This window comes from Uliginosibacterium flavum (genome assembly GCF_040566545.1).
GTDB lineage: Bacteria > Pseudomonadota > Gammaproteobacteria > Burkholderiales > Rhodocyclaceae > Uliginosibacterium > Uliginosibacterium flavum.
On record NZ_JBEWZI010000025.1, the window covers coordinates 1 to 18141 of the forward strand.

Below are 18141 nucleotides of genomic sequence, written 5' to 3' on the forward strand. Positions count from 1 at the left end.
GCTCAGTGGTTTTTCGACAACTCCACTTTGGCACTTCGATGCCGTTGCAGGTAGGGGCGTCCATGTCATTACCCTACACAAACCCCCTCCCATCCTGCCTCTCCACGCACCCTGCTCGAATAACCAATCCAGACGCGGTTCTTCAGCCTGCCGGGGTAAGCGGCGCTAGCAGTTAGATATGCACTTCCAGCCCGCCAGCGCTGCAGCTGCGGGCGACCATGCGTCCGCGTGAGCTTCGATGGCGCGCGGGGCAATGCTCAGGCCGAGGCCTTCGCCGCCTGCTCGTCCCGTCAGGGCCCCGCACTCCCGGCGACGAGGCTCGGTTGAGTCAGGCCGACGAAAGTTTGGACGCGCGCAGACTTGCGTGTCAGGATGTTCCGTCCTGCCATCCGCTGACGAGGAATCCCCATGCAAACACTCTTCCATTGTCCCGGCACCTGCTCGCTGGCTTCGCTGATCGCCCTTGAATACGCGGGCGCCGACTATACGGTTCACAAAGTTGATTTATCGCGCAACGAGCAGCGCAGTGCGGACTTTCTGGTGCTCAATCCCAATGGCCGCGTACCGGCCCTGAAAAGCGAGCGCGGCGTGATCACCGAGACGCCGGCCATCCTGCTCTATATCGCGCAGAGCTATCCCGCTGCGGCACTGGCGCCGCTGGCCGATCCCTTTGCACTGGCCCAGGTGCAAGCCTTCAACAGCTATATCTGCTCGACTTTGCACGTGGCCCATGCCCACCGTTTCCGCGGCAGCCGCTGGGCTGACGACCCGGCCGCCATTGAGGCAATGCAGCGCAAGGTGCCGCAGAGCGTGGGCGCCTGCTTTGCGCTGATCGAAGCGCAATTGCGACCTGATGCCTGGGTTTTCGGCGACCAGCCGGGCATCAGCGACTTCTATCTGTTTACCGTAGCGCAATGGCTGGAAGGCGACGGCGTGGATCCTGCTGCCTATCCCAAAGTCATCGCGCTGCGCGAACGCGTCCGCGCTTTGCCTGCCGCGCAGAAGGCTCTGGCGGTCTGAGGGTCTGAGGCGGGGCAAGCGCGCTGCTTTTCAGGCTGCGATGAAAAGCATCCGTGCCGCGCGGATAGTGAAGAAACCCGTGGCGCAGCCCCGAAGGCCTGCCTGAAGAAGTCTGCCAGATGGACCTCTTCAGGCAGGCGCGGTTTTCCGTTGCACCGATTGAATCCCGGGCGGAGTGAAACATGGCGGTGTCAGCATCCCGTCCAGTGTCCGTCCGCGTGATTACGCCGCCAGGCCGGCAAAGGCCTAAACTTCCGGTTTCATGTTAGCTGCAGGAGTTCCCGGGCATGTTCTACGGAGTGACGGATATCTGGACCTACGCGCTCGGCGCACTATTCATCATCCTGCTACCGGGGCCGAATTCGCTGTACGTCATGGCGGTGGCCTCGCGCGAAGGCGTGGCGGCGGGCTATCGCGGCGCCTGCGGGATCTTCCTGGGCGACACTGTGTTGATGATCCTCTCGGCGGCCGGCGCAGCCTCGCTGCTGAAAACGCATCCGGCACTGTTCATGATCGTGAAGTACGCGGGGGCCGCCTACCTCGGCTGGGTCGGGCTGAGTCTGCTGCGTCAGGCGCTGGCAAACTGGCGCGGACAAGCTGGCGGCTGCGGCGCGCCGCTGGCCGAGGCCTCAAAGCCCTTCCGTCGCGCGCTGCTCATCAGCCTGATGAACCCGAAGGCCATCCTTTTCTTCGTCTCCTTCTTCATCCAGTTCGTCGATCCGCAGGCCGCGCAACCGGCGCTGGCCTTCCTGATTCTGGGCGTGATCGTGCAGGTGCTCAGCGCCCTGTATCTGTCGGCGCTGATCTTCGCCGGCGCCTATCTGGCGGCGCAGTTCCGCCGCCGCCAGCGTCTGGCCGCAGCGGGCACGGCCAGCGTGGGCGGAGTGTTCTTGGGCTTTGGCGTGAAGCTGGCCACGGCCAGTTTGGGGTGAGTGGCGCCGACACCCTTCCATCGTTCATGCCACGACTTAAATTGGCGACCATATTGGATATGTCATAACGGGCAAAGAGCGAGGGCTTTGCCGTCTCGGCGAAACGTTTGAATGCCAGAACTACCCGGCTTTCAACGGCAATCAGGGCAACTCAATGCGGGGTAACGCGCTGCGTTTTACGTGGTAAAGCCAAGCGACTCCCGCTACGCTGAATTGAGTTTTGTATGCATTGCTGGTGTGCAAAGGATGCCTTGAATGAGGAAGCACTTTCCCTGTCTTCACGTCTTGCACGCAGTGAGCAAGCTCAGCGTATGTCTGGCCTTGTTGCTTCCCCTGGCTGCCGAGGCAGCTCAGGCGGGGAAAAAGGGCCAGCTGGTTCTGGTCGCCGCGAACAGCATGCCGACAGCCTATTTCGACAATGGGCAGCTGACCGGTGTGCTGGTGGACGTTATCAGCGAGGCCTTTTTACGCGCGGGATATACGGTCACTATCAAACTGGAACCTTGGGCGCGCTGTATCGAAGATGCGCGTCAGGGCGAGGTCGACGGCATATTCTCCATTTTCAAGACGCCGGAACGCCAAGCCTTCCTTGATTACACCTCACAACCCATCATCACCCAGACGGTTTCGTTCTTTGTCCTGAAAAACGCCCCAATCCGCTTCGATGGAAACTTTGCCTCAATTTCCCATCAATCCATCGCTTTCATTAACCAGACGAGTTACGGCCCGCGTCTGGATGAGGCCTTGAAGAAAAACGTGTTTGCCAAGCAGCATCATGCCAATTCAGCCGAAAGTGTGGTCAGAATGCTCATGGCCGGGCGTGTGGAAGTCATTCCTTCCTATCGTCATGTGGTGCTGTTTACCGCGAAATCGCTGGGCGCACAGGACCAGATCCGGGAACTGTCACCGGAAGTCGAATCCATCCCAAGCTACCTGGCCTTCAACCGCAAGCGAGATTACAGACAGGTGATGGCGGATTACGACAAGGCGCTGAAGTCAATGCAGCAGGACGGTAGCTATGACCGGATTTTTGATCGCTACCTGCGCTAGACGAGTTCAGTCCCCAGACAGCGCGACCAACGTGGCCGGAGTATTCCTGAGCTTTGGCGTGAAAGCTGGCGCTGGCGAGCCTGGGGTCAGCAGCTTGAAGGCATGCGCCTGACGAGTGATCCCGATCGCCGCCAGAGAATGCAGGGTTTCGATGAGTGCAGCGCATTGAAACTTCACCAGCCTCCCCCATATCAGGGTGAAGAGTGCTTGCCCGGCCGTCTGGCTGGGGAATCTTTTGGCGGATTCGCGTTCTGACAATTCTCTTTCCCCTGCACGCGGCCAGCCAAGCTGGCGGCAAGGATCATCCACCATGGTTTCACCCCTTTATATCCGTATCGCGTCTTCACGCTCGCGCGCCCCGTCCAGCTTCCTGACTCGGGTAGTGGCCGGGCTGTTCACGCTGCTACTCATCGTGGCCTTCGTGATGTTCTCTGTGGTCGCGCTCGGCGTGCTGCTGGTCGGCGGCGCCGTTTTTCTGGGCTATTTGTGGTGGAAGACCCGCTCCCTGCGTCGTGCCCTGCGCGAGCGGCCGCCGATGCAGCAGGAGCCCTTTGCGCAGCGCAGACCGGCTGAAAGTTCCGATGACATGGTGATCGAAGGCGAGAGCATCCGCGAAGTGCCCGAGCATGAGGTAGGTGCCCGGCACCGGTGAACGCAGGGAGAGTTTGCGAAGCAAGCCACCACGCCTCGTCGATTGCCAACAGTGGGTTGTCGCTGCGCTCCGAACCCACCCTACGAAAAGGCCTCGCGTTATGCGAGGCCTTTGTCATTCCAAACAACCCAACTCAATCCCAGCTCAGCGCCCCACCCGTTTGATATTCCGTCACGCGGGTTTCGAAAAAATTCTTCTCCTTGCGCAGGTTGGCCTGCTCGTCCAGCCAGGGCAGCACGTTCTCCGCGCCGGGAAAGGGCTCGGCCAGGCCCAGCTGGCGTGCGCGGCGGTTGGCGACGAAGCGGAACTGGGCTGAGTGCAGCTCTGCGTTGTAGCCCAGAATCGGCTCGCGAAGAATGTATTTCGCATACTCAGATTCGGCGGCTTCGGCGTCTTCCCACAGCTGTTTGACCTGTACCGGGTCGAGGGTGAGGTTTTCTTCCTTGAGCAGTTCGCGCACCACGCGGATGCCGAAGGCGCAGTGCAGCACTTCGTCGCGCATGATGTATTGCAGCTGCTCGGCGGTGCCTTTCATGAGCCCCCGGCGCTGCAGGGCGAAGATCGGCGTGAAGCCGTTGTAGAACCAGCAGCCTTCGAAAATGCCAGCGAAGAACATGTAGGACAGCGCGAATTCGTGCAGGTTGTCGCGATTGCGCAGGTCGAAGTCCGAACGCATGACGCGCTCCATGCGCCGGTTCGCCAGCGCGATCTTGCCGTGAATGGCCGGCACGACACGGTAGCGGTTGTAGATCTCCTGCTGGTCGATGCCCAGGGTTTCGATGCAGTGCTGGTAGGTCCAGGTGTGCAGGGCTTCTTCATAGACCTGGCGGGCCTGATAGATCTGCAGTTCGGGCGCGCTCATCTTTTCCATCACCGCCAGGCCGATGTTGCGCATGGCGAGGATGTCGGAGGTGGTCAGGTAGGCCAGCACGTTTTCGAACACATGGCGTTCGGCCGGCGTGAGCTTGTGCTGGTAGTCGTGCACGTCCTGCGCCATCGACACTTCCAGCGGCGTCCAGTGGTTCTTGTTGGCGTTGAGGAAGAATTCCCAGGCCCAGGGATACTTGAAAGGGGCGAGCTGGTTGATGTCGGCCTTGCCGTTGACGATGCGTTTGTCCTGCGCATTGATCGGCGCCAGCGCGGCACCGGCTGTGGCGGCGCTGAGCGTCGTCGCAAAGGCCGTGCTTGCAGGAGCCGCACCGGACGGACTTGCTGGCAGGGCATGCTCGGCGAGCCGCGCGGCGCGGACTTCTTCATTGCCGATGCCTGCAGAGGCAAGCGCAGAGCGGTTCTCTGGCAAGGTGGCGGTAGGCGTGGCCGGGCTGTCCCAGTCGTCGAAGTTGAGGTTGGCGCTCATTGACAAGACTCGCAATCCGGATTGTCGATGGAGCAGAACTTGGGCGCGGCTTCAATCGGCGCGCTGGTTTTTTCCATGGCAGTGGCCCCCAGGGTGCGCAGGTAGTAAGTGGTTTTCAGGCCGCGTACCCAAGCGAGTTTGTAGACTTCATCCAGCTTCTTGCCGGACGGCGCGGCAAGGAAGAGGTTCAGCGACTGCGCCTGATCGATCCACTTCTGGCGGCGCGAGGCAGCTTCGATCAGCCAGCTCGGGTCGATCTCGAAGGAGGTGGCGTAGCGTGCATTGATCTCGGCCGGGATGCGGTCGATGGCGGCCAGCGAGCCATCGAAATACTTCAGGTCGGCGATCATCACTTCGTCCCACAGGCCCAGCGCTTTCAGATCCTTCACCAGATCGGCATTGACCACGGTGAACTCGCCGGAGAGGTTGGATTTCACATACAGGTTCTGGTAATCCGGCTCGATGCAGGCCGACACGCCGATGATGTTGGAGATGGTGGCGGTCGGCGCGATGGCTACGCAATTGGAATTGCGCATGCCGTGCTGCTGGATGCGGGCTCTCAATGCGTCCCAGTCCAGCGTGCTGCTGCGGTCGACTTCCAGATAGCCGCCACGGGCTTCTTCGAGCAGGCGCAGCGAGTCCAGTGGCAGGATGCCCTGATCCCACAGGCTGCCACGGTAGCTGGAATACACGCCGCGCTCTTCGGCCAGCGCGCTGGAGGCGGCATAAGCCTGATAGCAGACGGCTTCCATCGAGCGGTCGGCGAATTCCACTGCGTCCATTGAGGCGAAAGCCAGACCCATGCGGTGCAGGCAGTCGCCATAACCCATGATGCCCAGGCCCACCGGACGGTGGCGCAGGTTGGAATTGCGCGCCTTGGGAGTGGCGTAAAAATTGATGTCGACCACGTTATCCAGCATGCGCATGGCGCTGCGGATGGTGCGCGCCAGTTTGGCCTGATCAATGATCCACTGGCCATCCACCTGTACGAGGTGCGCCGGCAGATTGACCGAGCCGAGGTTGCACACGGCGGTCTCGGTGTCCGACGTATTCAGCGTGATCTCGGTACACAGATTGGAACTATGCACGACACCGGCATGCTGTTGCGGCGAACGCAGGTTGCAGGCATCCTTGAAGGTGACCCAGGGATGGCCGGTTTCAAAGAGCATGGTCAGCATCTTGCGCCACAGTTGTACGGCGGGAATGCGCTTATGCAGCTTGAGTTCGCCGCGATCGGCCTTGGCCTCGTAGGCGAGGTAGGCGGTCTCGAAAGCCTTGCCGAATTTCTCGTGCAGGTCTGGTGTGTCGTTCGGCGAGAACAGGCTCCACTGGCCGCCTTCCATCACGCGGCGCATGAACAGGTCCGGAATCCAGTTGGCGGTGTTCATGTCGTGGGTGCGGCGGCGCTCGTCGCCGGTGTTCTTGCGCAGCTCAAGGAATTCTTCGATATCGAGGTGCCAACTTTCCAGATAGGCGCACACCGCGCCCTTGCGCTTGCCGCCCTGATTCACGGCCAGTGCGGTGTCGTTCACCACCTTCAGGAAGGGAATCACGCCCTGGCTTTTGCCATTGGTGCCCTTGATGCGCGCGCCCAGCGAGCGCACCGGGGTCCAGTCGTTGCCAAGACCTCCGGCATACTTCTGCAGCAGGGCGTTTTCCTTGACGGCCTGGTAGATGCCTTCCAGATCGTCCTCCACCGTGGTCAGGTAGCAGGAGGAAAGCTGCGAGTGGCGCGTGCCGCTGTTGAACAGCGTCGGCGTGCTGCTCATGAAATCGAAGCTGGAGAGCAGATGGTAGAACTCGATGGCGCGGTCTTCGCGGTCGATCTCGTTGAGCGCCAGGCCCATCGCCACGCGCATGAAGAAGGTCTGCGGCAGCTCGATGCGCACGTCTTCGATGTGCAGGAAGTAGCGGTCGTAGAGGGTCTGCAGGCCGAGGTAGTCGAACTGCAGGTCGCGATCGGCGGTGAGTGCGGCGGCGAGCTTCTCCAAGTCGTAATCCTTCATGCGCGCATCGAGCAGCTCGGCTTCCACGCCGCGCTTGATCAGCTTGGGAAAGGCCTCGGCGTAGCGCGTGGCCATGTCGGCGTGGTCCAGCTCTTCGCCCAGCACTTCGAGGCGCAGGCTGCGCTGCAGCAGGCGGGCGGCGACCTTGGAGTAGTCCGGTTCGCGTTCGATCAGGGTGCGCGCCGAGAGCACCAGCGACTGGCGCACGGCGGCCATCGGCACGCCGTCGTAGAGGTTGTGCAGGGCGTGTTCCAGCACGCTGTCGGCCGACACGTCGGTCAGGCCGAGGCAGGCTTCGCGGCACTGGGCGAGCAGCGCGGCACGGTCCAGCGGCAGGCGGCGCTCGCCATCGAGCACGTGCATCACCGGTGCGTCGGCCGCGGCTTCGGCTTCCTCCGGGGCAGTGGCGGCACGTTCGGCGCTGCGTTTTTCGCGGTACAGCACATAGGCGCGGGCCACATCGTGTTCGCCGGAGCGCATCAAGGCCAGCTCGACCTGATCCTGGATGTCTTCGATATGCAGGGTGCCGCCGGCCGGCAGGCGCCGTGTGAAGGCCTGCACCACCGACTCGGTGAGGCGTGCGACCAGATCACGCTGGCGCGCCGAGGCTGCGCCCTGACTGCCTTCCACGGCGAGGAAGGCCTTGCCCAGCGCGGTGGCGATCTTGTCCGGGCTGAAGCGCACGACGGCGCTGTTGCGGCGGATCACCTCGAAGGCGTTGGCCAAATCGGCGGTTTGCGGTGTGGAAGGCGCGGCGGGCGTGACAAGGCTGTCGACAAGCATGGCGGGTTCTCTCTCGTTGGTTTTTGTTGTGAGGAGAGACGCGCCGGCCGGCCCGCGGGGGCGCAATTCACAGGGAAAGCGCTGCCGCGATCCGCCCAAGGCACCCCGCCTCTGGCTGAACATATTCGTGCGACGGCAGGTCTCCTGGCTGGCGGATCAGCATTGCCAGCGGACCTTCCCGGATCTTTCGTCCAGTGGTCAGCGTGCTGGCAACTCATCGCCTTCAGTTGCGGGGGCAGCTCCGGATGGGGCGTTTCATGCGCCTTGCCGGATTCCCTTTTCATCCCTTGCGGGGAACCGTCACGGGGCGAACTTTAACCCGGCGGAATTGGCGCTGACAAGCAAAACAAGACCTGTATATAGGTGTGGTTTTGCTTTTTCCTACTATATCTAGTTGTTTTCAGAATTTCGGCGCCGTGCCGGAAAACTTGCCGATGCGCTGCTGCAGGGCTTCGATGCCGGCGCTCAAGTCGGCCAGTTCCTGCTGGAAGGCTGCGTGTTCGGCGCTGCTGACGATTAGCTGTGCCTCGTCGCGGATCAGGCTGAGGGTGGTGTTGCCAACTTTCTGCGCCGCATTCAGCGCGCTGCTGTGGAGCGTGTGCGCGCCCTGGGCGATGCGGCTGGCGACGACATCACCCAGATACGGAGCAAGCCAGGCGGCCAGATCCGGGCGCAGGTGTTTGAGCAGTTTGGCGAGGGTCTCGGCGAAAGCCGCGTTGCCCTCGATGTGGGCGTGCTGACTGAGGTTTTCCGGGCCGTCGAGCAGGCTGGCGAGCGCTTCGGGCGGCACCCGGATCGTCACTGCTGTGGCGTCGTCGTCTTTGGCGCTGACGAGACGCAGATCGTCGCTGATGGTGAAGCGCAGGCGCGCACCGGCCAGCTCCAGCAGGGCGGTCTGGCCGACATGCGGGCGCAGCAACTCGGCAGCCCAGGCTTCGGCGGCGAGCAGGCGGTTGATGAAAAACTGGGGCAGGTCAGCGAACATCAAGGCTCCGGGTGATCGAGAAACAACAAGGCCGCCGGATTTTAGCCCGGCGGCCTTGTTGTGGGTGAGTGAAGGTTCAGAGCCTGAGCGTTATTCTCAATGGTGCGATCTATCTTCGTAGGTGCGACTTCAGTCGCACGCCACGCGTGGGTGGCCGACTGAAGTCGGCCCAACAAAAACCTTGCTTCGACGATACAAGGATCTGGCCGAAAATTTACACCCAGCCGTTCAGTTGTACTGCTGAATGCCGGACAGCACCCAGCCGCGATTGCCGTCGACCGGCTTGGAGAGGTGCCACAGTTCCGAGAAGGGCTGCGGGGCAGCGCCTTCTTCTTCGCGCAGGCTGCCGGAGCAGTGCACGCTGGCGATGTACTGGCCGTTTTCCTCGACAACTTCCACAACATCGACATCGAGCATGATCACGTCGGTGCGCTGCGTCTTGCCGCCACGCTCGTCAATGGCCAGCTTGATCTCGGCGAACATTTCCGGCGAGGTGAAATCGCGGATGTCGCTCAGATTGCAGGCATCGTTGGCGGCCTGCAGGCGGATGAAGTTCAGCTTGGCCTGACGCGTAAAAGTTTCTGCATCAAAGCCGGCTGGAAAGCGGCTGGCAGCGTCGCTCTGCGAAGCACCACCGCCAAAAGCGGCTTGCGGCGCGGCTTCGCGGGCATAGGCATTGGGAACGCCCGCCAATGCTGGTTCTGCAGTCTGGTTTCGACTCATGAATTTGCGGATCAGCATGAAGGCAACCAGACCGCCGATCACCAGCAGCATGATGCCGGCGAAATCACCGCCCATGCCGAAGTGCGAGAGCAGAGAGGCCAGACCGATTGCGGCGGCGATGCCGGCGAGTGGGCCAGCAAATTTACGCCAGCCGCTCTGGGCTGGGGCGGCGGGGGTATTCGGGGCGGCAGCCGGGCGCGCAGCTTGCTGCGGCTGGGTGGCCTGACGCGGAGCGATGGAGCGTTGGCTGCCGATGGAGCGGCCACCGCCAATGCGCGCGGCTTCGGCGGCATTGATGGTAAGGGTCAGCGTCGAGGTCAGGACAACGACGGCCAGGAGCAGTTTTTTCAGCATGGTTTGTTTCCTCAAGTCGCGCAAAATGTGCGGCAGGGGATTAGATGGTGTTAGGCGTGAAAGGTTTCAAGGGCGGCATGAAATGTTTGGCGATGCAGGTCGAGCGGTAGATCGTTCCCGCGCTCCGCGTGGGAACGCCTCTATCGGCGCTCTGCGCCTGGGTTTTACCGCTCGTCTCACCCGCAAAACCGGACGCAGGAGCGTCCAGAACGACGTTCCCAAGCAGAGCGTGGGAACGATCTGTGCCGGGCCACAAAACCGGGCTGCGTCAGGCCGCTCGACAAGCTCAGAGCTTGTAGCCGCGATGCAGCGCAACCGCGCCTGCCGCCAGATTGAAAAATTCCACGCGCTTGAGGCCGGCGGTCTCCAGCATGCCAGCCAGGGTCGGCTGATCGGGGTGCATGCGGATCGATTCGGCCAGATACTGATAGCTGGCCGCATCATTGGCGATCTTCTTGCCCAGCCAGGGCAGGACCTTGAAGGAGTACACGTCGTAGGCCTTGGACAGTGGTTTCCAGATGTGCGAGAACTCCAGCACCATCAGGCGGCCACCGGGCTTGAGGACGCGGCGCATCTCGGCCAGCGCAACGTCCTTGTGGGTCATGTTGCGCAGGCCGAAGGCGACGGTGACCAGATCGAAATGGTTGTCCGGGAAAGGCAGTTTTTCGGCATCGCACTGCGCCACCGGCAGCAGGAAACCCTTGTCGATGGTGCGATCACGGCCGACGCTGAGCATGGCGTGATTGATGTCGGTGAGCCAGACCTGACCGGTCTTGCCGGCGCGTTTGGCGAAGGCCAGCGACAGGTCGGCGGTGCCGCCAGCCACGTCCAGCACGCGCTCGCCCGGGCGCACATTCGCCAGCTCGATGGTGAAGGCTTTCCACAGGCGGTGCATGCCGGCGGACATCAAATCGTTCATCACGTCGTACTTCTGCGCGACGGAAGAAAAGACGCCGCGCACGCGGCTGGCTTTTTCATCTTCGGCAACCTGTTCGAAGCCGAAGTGGGTGATTTTGTCGTTCATGTCCGGACTTTCAGTGATTGCCGCAGGCTTTGGCGGCAGGCTTGGGACGCAGGGCTTCGGGAATCGGCGCGGCCGGATCGCGACTGGCGCCGGCATCCTGCAGGCGACGCAGGTATTCGCCCCACAGGCTTTCGTGTTCGCACGCCAGCTGATACAGGTAATCCCAGGAATACAGGCCGCTGTCGTGACCGTCGGAGAAGATCAACTTGACCGCGTAATTGCCGACCGGTTCGATCTCGCGCAGCTCGACATCCTGTTTGCCGAATTGCAGCACTTCCTGGCCGCGGCCATGCCCGCGCACCTCGGCGGATGGCGAATACACGCGTAGCAGCTCGTGGCTGAGGTTTGCCGTGACGCCATCTTCAAAGCTGATTTCAAGCGTGCGCGCCCGCTGGTGCAAGGTGATCGCGGTGGGAATCGGCGTATCGGGGTTCAGGCCAGCCATGGTGGGTGCGAAGGATGCGTTGGGGGAAGCGCGATTATCCTTGAAAAGCAGTTCTGAGTACCGAGTTCTGAGTGCTGAGTGGGGCGGCTTGTAGAGCCGCGCCCGTATTGCTTCTGCGGACAGGCATGCTGAAGAGGTAATGCGGGTGCGGCTCTTGGGGAGGGTGACGTAGGAGCTAGCGCAGCTGGCGATTGGACGCGTGGATCGCCAGCTGCGCTAGCTCCTACGGGCATGCTTGCAGAACCACGCCCGTATTGCTTTTGTGGGTAGGGGTGTTGGAAAGGCCTGACAGGCGCGGCTCTCGGGACGCACGTACTCAGTCCTCATTGCTCAGTACTTCGCCCTTCGATGTATTGCACAATAGTTACCTGTCACAAAATCGTCACGCTTCGGCAATAGACTGTGCTCCACTGACCGATATAGGTGATTCAAATGGCTGCAAACATTCTGCTGGTGGAAGACGAGCCGGCGATCCAGGAGTTGATCGCTGCAAATCTGACGCGCGCCGGACATATGGTGATGCGGGCGGCGGATGCCGAAACAGGCCAGCGCATCGTGCGCGAGGCTTTGCCGGATCTGATTTTGCTGGACTGGATGCTGCCCGGCATGTCGGGCGTGGAGTTCGCCCGGCGTTTGCGCGCCGATGAGCGCACCCGTGGCATCCCGATCATCATGCTGACCGCGCGCAGCGAGGAACAGGACAAGGTGCTGGGTCTGGAAACCGGTGCCGATGATTACATCACCAAGCCTTTCTCGCCGCGCGAGCTGGTGGCGCGCATCAAGGCGGTGCTGCGCCGGCGCGCGCCACAGGCGACCGAGGATGCGGTGGAAATGGGCGGACTGCGTCTCGACCCGGCGACGCACCGCGTCAGCGCGGGCGGCGAGGCCGTGACCTTGGGGCCGACAGAATTTCGTTTGCTGCATTTTCTGATGACCCATGCCGAACGGGTACACTCACGTTCGCAGCTGCTGGATCAGGTGTGGGGCGATCACGTTTTCGTGGAAGAGCGCACCGTGGATGTGCACATCCGCCGCCTGCGCAGCGCGCTGGAGCCGAGTCTGCATGATCGTCTGGTGCAAACGGTGCGCGGCAGCGGTTATCGTTTCTCGACCGAGATCGAAGCCGCCGCAGCTAACTGAATCGGGAGCAGGCTAAATTCTTTCGAGTCGTTATATCTGGCTGGCCTCCGCGGCCACGCTGCTGACCCTGCTGTGCATTGCCGGGCTGTGTTGGGCGGTCTTCGATCTGGAGACGGGCCTGGCCGTGCTGTGCGTATTGCTCTTCGGCCTGGCGCTGCATTATCTGCGCAACATGGTCAGGGTGGTGCGCTGGGCGCAGCAACCACTGGGCACGCCGGTGCCAGTGTCGACCGGCGTATGGGATTACATTTTCGCCAACCTCAGCCGACGCTCGCGCGTGGCGCTGGAGCAGCGCGAGCAGTTGGCACGCAGCCTGGCGCGCTTTCGCGAAGCCAGTCAGGCCATGCCGGATGGCGTGATTTACCTCTCGCGTCACCACACCATCGAGTGGATGAATGCGGCAGCAGCCGAGTATTTCGGTCTGAATCCGGAGCGCGATCTGGGCCGGGCAATCACGACCCTGGTGCGCGAGCCGGACTTCGTGCGTTTCATGAAAGAGCGCGATGGCGACCTTGCGCCCGAGCCCCTGATTCTGCACAGCCAGCGTCAGGATGGCTTGAGCCTGGCGATCCAGCGCGTGCCCTTTGGCGAAGATCTGGAAATGCTGCTGGCACGTGATATCACCCAGCTGGAGCGGCTGGATGCGATGCGCCGCGACTTCGTGGCGAATGTATCGCACGAACTGAAAACGCCGCTCACCGTGGTGAACGGCTTCGTTGAAACTTTACTGGACGCCGGTGACGAGATCGGACCGGCGGATCGGCAGCGCTATCTGGGCATGGCGCTGGATCAGTCATTACGCATGCAGCATCTGATCGAGGATCTGCTGACCCTGTCGGCGCTGCAAGCCGGATCGGAGCCGGACGAGGATGAGCCGGTCAATGTACAGGCGCTGCTGGGCACGGTGTTGCACGAAGCGCAGGTGTTATCCGGTGGGCGGCATCAGATCAGCCTGGATCCCGGTACGCCGGCCAGCCTGTTGGGCAGCCAGAAGGAGTTGCACAGTGCCTTCTCGAATCTGGCCAGCAATGCCGTGCGCTACACGCCCGAGGGCGGCAACATTCACTTGCGCTGGGGTGTGAAGGAAGATGGCGGAGCTGAATTCGCAGTAGAAGACAGCGGCATCGGCATCGGCGCCGAGCATATCGGGCGCCTGACCGAGCGTTTCTATCGAGTGGATCGTGGCCGCTCGCGCGAGACCGGCGGCACGGGCCTCGGCCTGGCCATCGTCAAGCACATCCTGACGCGTCATCAGGCGCATCTGGATGTGCGCAGCGAACCCGGCAAAGGGAGCTGTTTTACCGCACGATTTTCGGCGAAGCGATTGCTTCTTCGCGCGCAAAGCTGATCCGGTCGAAATTCGCGCCGCGTGTCAGCAGGTGCGTCATGCGCGCCTTCCACAGGCTTTCGCCCTGCACTTCCAGCTGGCGACCCGATACATACCAGCCGGCCGGGATGATCAGACTCGGTTCGGTTTTCAGGGACGGCACGCCCGGAATCAGGAAACCCAGACGGAAACGCTCGCGCACATTGGAACGCTCCGGCACGATCAGGCGCACCGGCAGCACAATCGGCGGGCCGGGCATCAGCGAAATGCCCGCGCACAGACAGCCATCCTGTTGAAATTGCAGCCAGCTGATTTCCGCCAGCAGCATGCGTTCATTGGGGTGCGGGCGCACCCCAATGAGCTGGCGGTGATCTATGCGTGACTCGCCCTCCTGGCGCATCAGGCGGAAACCGGCCACAGACTGATCCAGTACACCCCAGGACTCCTGGATATATCCCAGGGCCAGCGCACGCGCCTCCAGCTGCTCATCGGAGGGGTCGGACTCCTCTGCCCGCTCGCCCAGCGTGAGCATGGCTTCAGTGCGGGTGAAATCGTTGTAGTGGATCTGCTGGTCTTCCGGCTGCTCGAACTTCTTGCCGGTCAGAAAATAGGCCACCGCAACCGGATCGGTGCACACCTGCACCTGACCGTGAATCAGCCGGCGCGGGAACTTGCGTCCCGATGAAGCCAGACCCCAGGGGCGGTATAGCGAGACCAACAGACGCGCGCAGGCCGGCTGCACGCAGTCCTCACCCAAGCCCAGCGAGGCCGCGCTGACGCCGGTTTTAAGCTGAGCGACGACGGCCTGGATATGGCTGGCGAGTTTACTGGTATCCAGACTGCGCACCGTTGCGCCGGGTGGCACGGAGACTGCCGGACGCAGGCCGTGATCGGCGTCGGATTCGAGCAGATACAGATTGACGCTTTCGCGCACCGCGCCTTCCTGCAGCGTGCAGTAGGGCGCGAAGCGTTGAGCCCAGCGCACCACCCAGATGAATTCGCGCGGGGTGCGGCTGTAGGGGCTGGCCGCATCGGTCAGGAGCATGGCGACGTAGCATTCCAGCGGACTCTGCGCGCCCCATGTTTCGTTCAGCGCATCCGGCACGCGCGTCTGCGCCACGCCGGCGCGTTCGGCCGACAAATAGAGTTTGTGCAGATCCAGCCACAGGTTTTCGGGCATTTCCTGACGGGCCCGAAAATATTCCGTCATCGCCAGGGTGTGATAACGCAGGCGGCGCTGCAGCAGCAGGCTGCGGTGCTCGTTGAGCCCATCACCGCCTTCGAGCGCGTAGCGTTGCGCGACAAAGCCGTAATTGGTGGCCATCAGCGACCACAAGCGCACCACCTGACGCAGGGTTTCCTCCTCGACGCCGGAGGGGGGCAACGGACGTGAAGCATAGCGTTTCGCAACCTCGCCAAGCACGTAATCGAGAGTTGGACGCGCTTCTTCCAGCACCTGAAGCTGCCCTTGCGGAGGCGGCGAGGCTACGGCCATGCCTTCGAGCAAGCAAGCCAGCGTACGGCCGGATTCCTCCAGATCCGTCACGCTGATACTCTGAAGCATTGCGTGACACTGTGCAGGATGGTTGAAATCCACGCTACTGTGAGCCTTCAAGGGCATGAAGTTCATATGCTGCCCATCCTGAAAAATATGCGATGTTTGCCTGCCGTGCGCCGAACCGGGCGCCTTGGACAGAATGATTGTTCAGTATGGTTGACGGCCAGCGCCTGGATAAATGAAGCCGCGCTCTGCTGCCCGTAAGGGCGCGCAAACGCAGGCCTGTCCTGCCATGTGACTCATCATGCCCCCGAAAAGCGGAGTGAGGCTGTGAATTAGTTCACAGTCAGGAGTAAGAGCTGAGGAAGTCGGCGTTACAGAGAGCCGCTACCCGCTTGCCTGAGCGGACTGGCAGGCTGCAGAAGCAGGCTGCGCGCGGCTCTACAGAGGGGTGGCGCCGCAAAAGGCGCTGAAGGCCTTGTCGAGTACGCTGCGCGGCAGATCGTTAACGATGAAGACCAGCCGGCTGCGATGGTCTTCGTCTGGCCAGGCGGCCAGCCAGGTGTCCGGATAGCGTTCGTGCTGCACGGCGTGGATCACTCGTGGCGCCGCTTCGCCCTGCACCGCGACGAGACCCTTGATGCGCAAGATCTGCGCGCCGACGACCGATTGCAGGGTGTCCAGCGCACGACTGAAATCACCCCAGGCGAAGGGCGCATCGAAATGCAGCACGTAGGTGCTGACGCTGGCGTTGTGCAGGGGTTCGGGCGCGGCGCCGAACACGCTGTGGCGGGCTTGCAGGCGCAGCTGTTCGCGAATTGCGGCTTCACCCAGCCAGCGCGCTACGTCTGGCGTCTTGCCTTCGGGCGCGTACAGACTCATTCCGCTGAGCAGGCCCGGCGGCAATTTCCCGGTTTCGGCCTGCCACAGCTCGGCGGCCGGGTTCAGCAGTTGCACGCGCTCCTCGGCCTCGGCAATCATCAGGCTGTCGGCCAGATCGCACTTGGTCAGTACGATGCGATCGGCCATCGCCACCTGTTTCACGGCTTCCGGGTGCTGAGCCAGTTGCCAGTGCACATGGCGCACGTCGACAGTGCTGACCACGCCTTCGAGGCGGAAACGCTCGGCGAGGAAGAAATCCTTGAGCAGGGTATGGATCACCGGCGCCGGATCGGCCAGTCCGGTGGTTTCGATCACCACGCGGTCCAGCGCACCGATCTCGCGACGCAGGCGGCGCATGAACAGATCGCGCAGGCTGCGTGACAGATCGCCGCGCACGGTGCAGCACAGGCAGCCAGACTCGAGCAGGGTGATGTCTTCCGACACCTGTTCAACCAGCAGATGGTCCAGCCCGACTGCGCCGACCTCGTTGATCAGCACCGCAGCGCCGGCCATGGACGGGTCGCGCAGGATGACGTTGAGCAGGGTGGTCTTGCCACTGCCCAGAAAACCGGTCAGCAGGGTGACCGGAATGCGCCGATCAATGTCCATGGCCCAGCGTGCTGATGGCGATCACCGCAATGCCGGCGAGCATGGCGCCGGTCTGCCACATCGACGTATGACGATGGCCTTCGCGGCGCAGCATCGGCAGCAGGTCGCAGATGGCGATGTACAGAAAGCTCGCCGCCGCGATGGTCAGGATGTAGGGCAGCAGGCTCTGCATCTGGCTCAGAGCGAAATAGCCGAGCAGGCCACCGGCAATCGCGGTGAGGCTGGAGATGCCGTTGAACAGCAGCGCCCGTTTTGTCGACATGCCTGCCGCGCGCAGGATGGCGAAATCGCCTGCCTCTTGTGGCACCTCGTGCGTCACTACCGCAAAGGTGGTGCTCCAGCCCAGCGTCGGGCTGACCATGAAGGCTGCGGCGATCAGCACACCATCGACGAAATTGTGAAAGCTGTCACCCACCAGCACCGACACCACGGTGTGGCGATCAATGCCGCCAGCGTGATGATGGTGATGACCGCCGCTCGGGCAATGATGATCGTGCCCCTCTTCGTCGACGTGGGCGTGCCGCCACAGGGCGATGCGCTCCAGTCCGTAGAAACCGAGCAAACCGGCGAGCAGCGTGGCGAACAGGGTGTGCGCCTCGACGCCGGATTCGAAGGCCTCTGGCAGCACATCAAGCAAGGCCACGGCCAACAGCACGCCGGTGGCAAAACCCACCAGACGCGGCAGCCAGCGCTGCGGGAAGCCGGCGATCAGCAGCGCGGCCGCCAGCAAACTGAGGATGCCACCGGCCAGCGTGGCCAGCAGGATATAAAACAATGTCATGAGTGATCCTTGTCGTCACAGCGGGCACATTGCCCGGTAATGCAGTATTCGACGGTCTTGCCGGAAAAGCCGGCGGGCAGGGTCGGCGCGGGCACCGGAATATCGGCCAGACAGAACACCTTGCCGCAGCCCTCGCAGCGAAAGTGCGCGTGCTCCTTGTGCGCCGCGTTGGCGGGCGAGGTCAGACTGAAACGAAAGACGCGATCCGTATCGGTGACGCGGTGGCCCAGGCCTGTTTCGACCAGCCAGTCCAGCACCCGATACAGAGTCACGCGGTCAAAACCGGTTGCCAGCGCCTCCTCGATTTCGCGATGACTCAGCGCCTGTTCCGCACTTTCAAGCAGGCGCAGAACGGCAATGCGCGCCGGCGTGGCACGCGCGCCGAGGGCGTGAATGCGTTCAATCTGGGGAGAAGTGTTGGTTTGCGCGGCAGGCATGGCACGGATTGGAACATAAGCGCCCGCCTGTTGCAACTTGGTTGCACGTGGGCTGCCTGCGGCAGAGTGCTGAGTAACGAGGACTGAGTGCTGAGTAAACCCGGGTTCGGGCAGGAGTGGGGCAATGAGCGGTTTC

At 62.4% G+C, this 18141-nt stretch carries 17 protein-coding genes and 1 riboswitch; of the genes, 6 read left to right on the plus strand and 11 right to left on the minus strand.

From position 1 onward, the window contains the following. Positions 1-408: 408 nt before the first annotated feature. The 3 genes from ABXR19_RS17320 (at position 409) to ABXR19_RS17330 (ending at position 3002) form a co-directional block, all read left to right on the plus strand. Positions 409-1020 (plus strand): glutathione S-transferase family protein, encoded by a 612-nt coding sequence (locus tag ABXR19_RS17320; protein ID WP_354602409.1) that lies wholly within the window; start codon positions 409-411, stop codon positions 1018-1020. A gap of 287 nt (positions 1021-1307) precedes the next feature. Then, positions 1308-1952: a leucine efflux protein LeuE gene (gene leuE / locus ABXR19_RS17325; RefSeq protein WP_354602410.1), complete on the plus strand. Its 645-nt coding sequence runs from the start codon at positions 1308-1310 to the stop codon at positions 1950-1952. Between the two features lie 255 nt (positions 1953-2207). Next, positions 2208-3002 carry a substrate-binding periplasmic protein gene (locus tag ABXR19_RS17330; protein ID WP_354602411.1) on the plus strand — a complete coding sequence of 265 codons (795 nt, stop codon included), beginning with the start codon at positions 2208-2210 and terminating at the stop codon, positions 3000-3002. A 6-nt stretch (positions 3003-3008) separates the two neighbouring features. On the opposite strand, the gene ABXR19_RS17335 is transcribed toward ABXR19_RS17330, so the two are convergent. Further along, complete coding sequence (locus ABXR19_RS17335; RefSeq protein WP_354602412.1) at positions 3009-3314, minus strand: hypothetical protein; 306 nt, start codon at positions 3312-3314, stop codon at positions 3009-3011. Here ABXR19_RS17335 and ABXR19_RS17340 point away from each other — a divergent pair. Beyond that, positions 3313-3654 (plus strand): hypothetical protein, encoded by a 342-nt coding sequence (locus ABXR19_RS17340; RefSeq protein WP_354602413.1) that lies wholly within the window; start codon positions 3313-3315, stop codon positions 3652-3654. The genes ABXR19_RS17335 and ABXR19_RS17340 overlap by 2 nt on opposite strands. 133 nt (positions 3655-3787) lie before the next feature. Here ABXR19_RS17340 and ABXR19_RS17345 read toward each other — a convergent pair whose 3' ends face one another. The 6 genes from ABXR19_RS17345 to ABXR19_RS17370 all read right to left on the minus strand — a co-directional run bounded on the left by ABXR19_RS17345 (position 3788) and on the right by ABXR19_RS17370 (position 11331). Further along, positions 3788-5011 carry a ribonucleotide-diphosphate reductase subunit beta gene (locus ABXR19_RS17345; protein ID WP_354602414.1) on the minus strand — a complete coding sequence of 408 codons (1224 nt, stop codon included), beginning with the start codon at positions 5009-5011 and terminating at the stop codon, positions 3788-3790. Continuing rightward, entirely contained in the window at positions 5008-7800 is a 2793-nt protein-coding gene (locus ABXR19_RS17350) for a ribonucleoside-diphosphate reductase subunit alpha (protein WP_354602415.1), read from the minus strand. The genes ABXR19_RS17345 and ABXR19_RS17350 overlap by 4 nt, the downstream gene beginning before the upstream one ends. 117 nt (positions 7801-7917) lie before the next feature. Beyond that, a riboswitch (cobalamin riboswitch) is annotated at positions 7918-8117 on the minus strand. Between the two features lie 83 nt (positions 8118-8200). After that, positions 8201-8785, minus strand: a complete 585-nt coding sequence (locus ABXR19_RS17355; RefSeq protein WP_354602416.1) for a ubiquinone biosynthesis accessory factor UbiJ — start codon at positions 8783-8785, stop codon at positions 8201-8203. Positions 8786-9013: 228 nt separating this feature from the next. Then, positions 9014-9862 (minus strand): Tim44 domain-containing protein, encoded by an 849-nt coding sequence (locus ABXR19_RS17360; RefSeq protein WP_354602417.1) that lies wholly within the window; start codon positions 9860-9862, stop codon positions 9014-9016. A 286-nt stretch (positions 9863-10148) separates the two neighbouring features. Further along, positions 10149-10886, minus strand: coding sequence for a bifunctional demethylmenaquinone methyltransferase/2-methoxy-6-polyprenyl-1,4-benzoquinol methylase UbiE (gene ubiE / locus ABXR19_RS17365; protein WP_354602418.1), 738 nt, complete (start codon positions 10884-10886; stop codon positions 10149-10151). Positions 10887-10896: 10 nt separating this feature from the next. Then, the gene (locus ABXR19_RS17370; protein ID WP_354602419.1) at positions 10897-11331 is read right to left on the minus strand and encodes a gamma-butyrobetaine hydroxylase family protein; all 435 of its coding nucleotides are present in this window, start codon (positions 11329-11331) and stop codon (positions 10897-10899) included. A gap of 432 nt (positions 11332-11763) precedes the next feature. Between ABXR19_RS17370 and phoB the strand changes: the two genes are divergently transcribed. Both phoB and phoR read left to right on the plus strand, forming a co-directional pair. After that, entirely contained in the window at positions 11764-12471 is a 708-nt protein-coding gene (gene phoB, locus ABXR19_RS17375) for a phosphate regulon transcriptional regulator PhoB (protein ID WP_354602420.1), read from the plus strand. 40 nt (positions 12472-12511) lie between these two features. After that, positions 12512-13819, plus strand: a complete 1308-nt coding sequence (phoR, locus tag ABXR19_RS17380; RefSeq protein ID WP_354602452.1) for a phosphate regulon sensor histidine kinase PhoR — start codon at positions 12512-12514, stop codon at positions 13817-13819. On the opposite strand, the gene ABXR19_RS17385 is transcribed toward phoR, so the two are convergent. From ABXR19_RS17385 to ABXR19_RS17400, 4 genes are all read right to left on the minus strand, one after another. Then, a complete protein-coding gene (locus tag ABXR19_RS17385) occupies positions 13770-15362 on the minus strand; it encodes a cyclic-di-GMP receptor FimW-related protein (RefSeq protein ID WP_354602421.1) in 1593 nt (530 codons plus the stop codon). The genes phoR and ABXR19_RS17385 overlap by 50 nt on opposite strands. Positions 15363-15737: 375 nt before the next feature. After that, positions 15738-16787: a CobW family GTP-binding protein gene (locus ABXR19_RS17390; RefSeq protein WP_354602422.1), complete on the minus strand. Its 1050-nt coding sequence runs from the start codon at positions 16785-16787 to the stop codon at positions 15738-15740. Next, positions 16777-17568, minus strand: a complete 792-nt coding sequence (locus tag ABXR19_RS17395; protein WP_354602423.1) for a ZIP family metal transporter — start codon at positions 17566-17568, stop codon at positions 16777-16779. Before ABXR19_RS17395 ends, ABXR19_RS17390 begins: the two co-directional genes overlap by 11 nt. Then, positions 17565-18005, minus strand: a complete 441-nt coding sequence (locus ABXR19_RS17400) for a Fur family transcriptional regulator (protein ID WP_354602424.1) — start codon at positions 18003-18005, stop codon at positions 17565-17567. Before ABXR19_RS17400 ends, ABXR19_RS17395 begins: the two co-directional genes overlap by 4 nt. Positions 18006-18141: the final 136 nt, after the last annotated feature.

Excerpts from the sequence above, each read along its gene's own strand:
- ABXR19_RS17355 (WP_354602416.1), bottom strand. The coding sequence starts at position 8,785 with ATGTTCGCTGACCTGCCCCAGTTTTTCATCAACCGCCTGCTCGCCGCC.
- leuE (WP_354602410.1), top strand. The coding sequence starts at position 1,308 with ATGTTCTACGGAGTGACGGATATCTGGACCTACGCGCTCGGCGCACTA.
- ABXR19_RS17320 (WP_354602409.1), top strand. The coding sequence starts at position 409 with ATGCAAACACTCTTCCATTGTCCCGGCACCTGCTCGCTGGCTTCGCTG.
- ABXR19_RS17360 (WP_354602417.1), bottom strand. The coding sequence starts at position 9,862 with ATGCTGAAAAAACTGCTCCTGGCCGTCGTTGTCCTGACCTCGACGCTG.
- ABXR19_RS17330 (WP_354602411.1), top strand. The coding sequence starts at position 2,208 with ATGAGGAAGCACTTTCCCTGTCTTCACGTCTTGCACGCAGTGAGCAAG.
- ABXR19_RS17385 (WP_354602421.1), bottom strand. The coding sequence starts at position 15,362 with ATGCTTCAGAGTATCAGCGTGACGGATCTGGAGGAATCCGGCCGTACG.
- ABXR19_RS17340 (WP_354602413.1), top strand. The coding sequence starts at position 3,313 with ATGGTTTCACCCCTTTATATCCGTATCGCGTCTTCACGCTCGCGCGCC.
- ubiE (WP_354602418.1), bottom strand. The coding sequence starts at position 10,886 with ATGAACGACAAAATCACCCACTTCGGCTTCGAACAGGTTGCCGAAGAT.
- phoB (WP_354602420.1), top strand. The coding sequence starts at position 11,764 with ATGGCTGCAAACATTCTGCTGGTGGAAGACGAGCCGGCGATCCAGGAG.
- ABXR19_RS17390 (WP_354602422.1), bottom strand. The coding sequence starts at position 16,787 with ATGGACATTGATCGGCGCATTCCGGTCACCCTGCTGACCGGTTTTCTG.
- ABXR19_RS17370 (WP_354602419.1), bottom strand. The coding sequence starts at position 11,331 with ATGGCTGGCCTGAACCCCGATACGCCGATTCCCACCGCGATCACCTTG.
- ABXR19_RS17400 (WP_354602424.1), bottom strand. The coding sequence starts at position 18,005 with ATGCCTGCCGCGCAAACCAACACTTCTCCCCAGATTGAACGCATTCAC.
- ABXR19_RS17350 (WP_354602415.1), bottom strand. The coding sequence starts at position 7,800 with ATGCTTGTCGACAGCCTTGTCACGCCCGCCGCGCCTTCCACACCGCAA.
- ABXR19_RS17345 (WP_354602414.1), bottom strand. The coding sequence starts at position 5,011 with ATGAGCGCCAACCTCAACTTCGACGACTGGGACAGCCCGGCCACGCCT.
- ABXR19_RS17395 (WP_354602423.1), bottom strand. The coding sequence starts at position 17,568 with ATGACATTGTTTTATATCCTGCTGGCCACGCTGGCCGGTGGCATCCTC.
- ABXR19_RS17335 (WP_354602412.1), bottom strand. The coding sequence starts at position 3,314 with ATGGTGGATGATCCTTGCCGCCAGCTTGGCTGGCCGCGTGCAGGGGAA.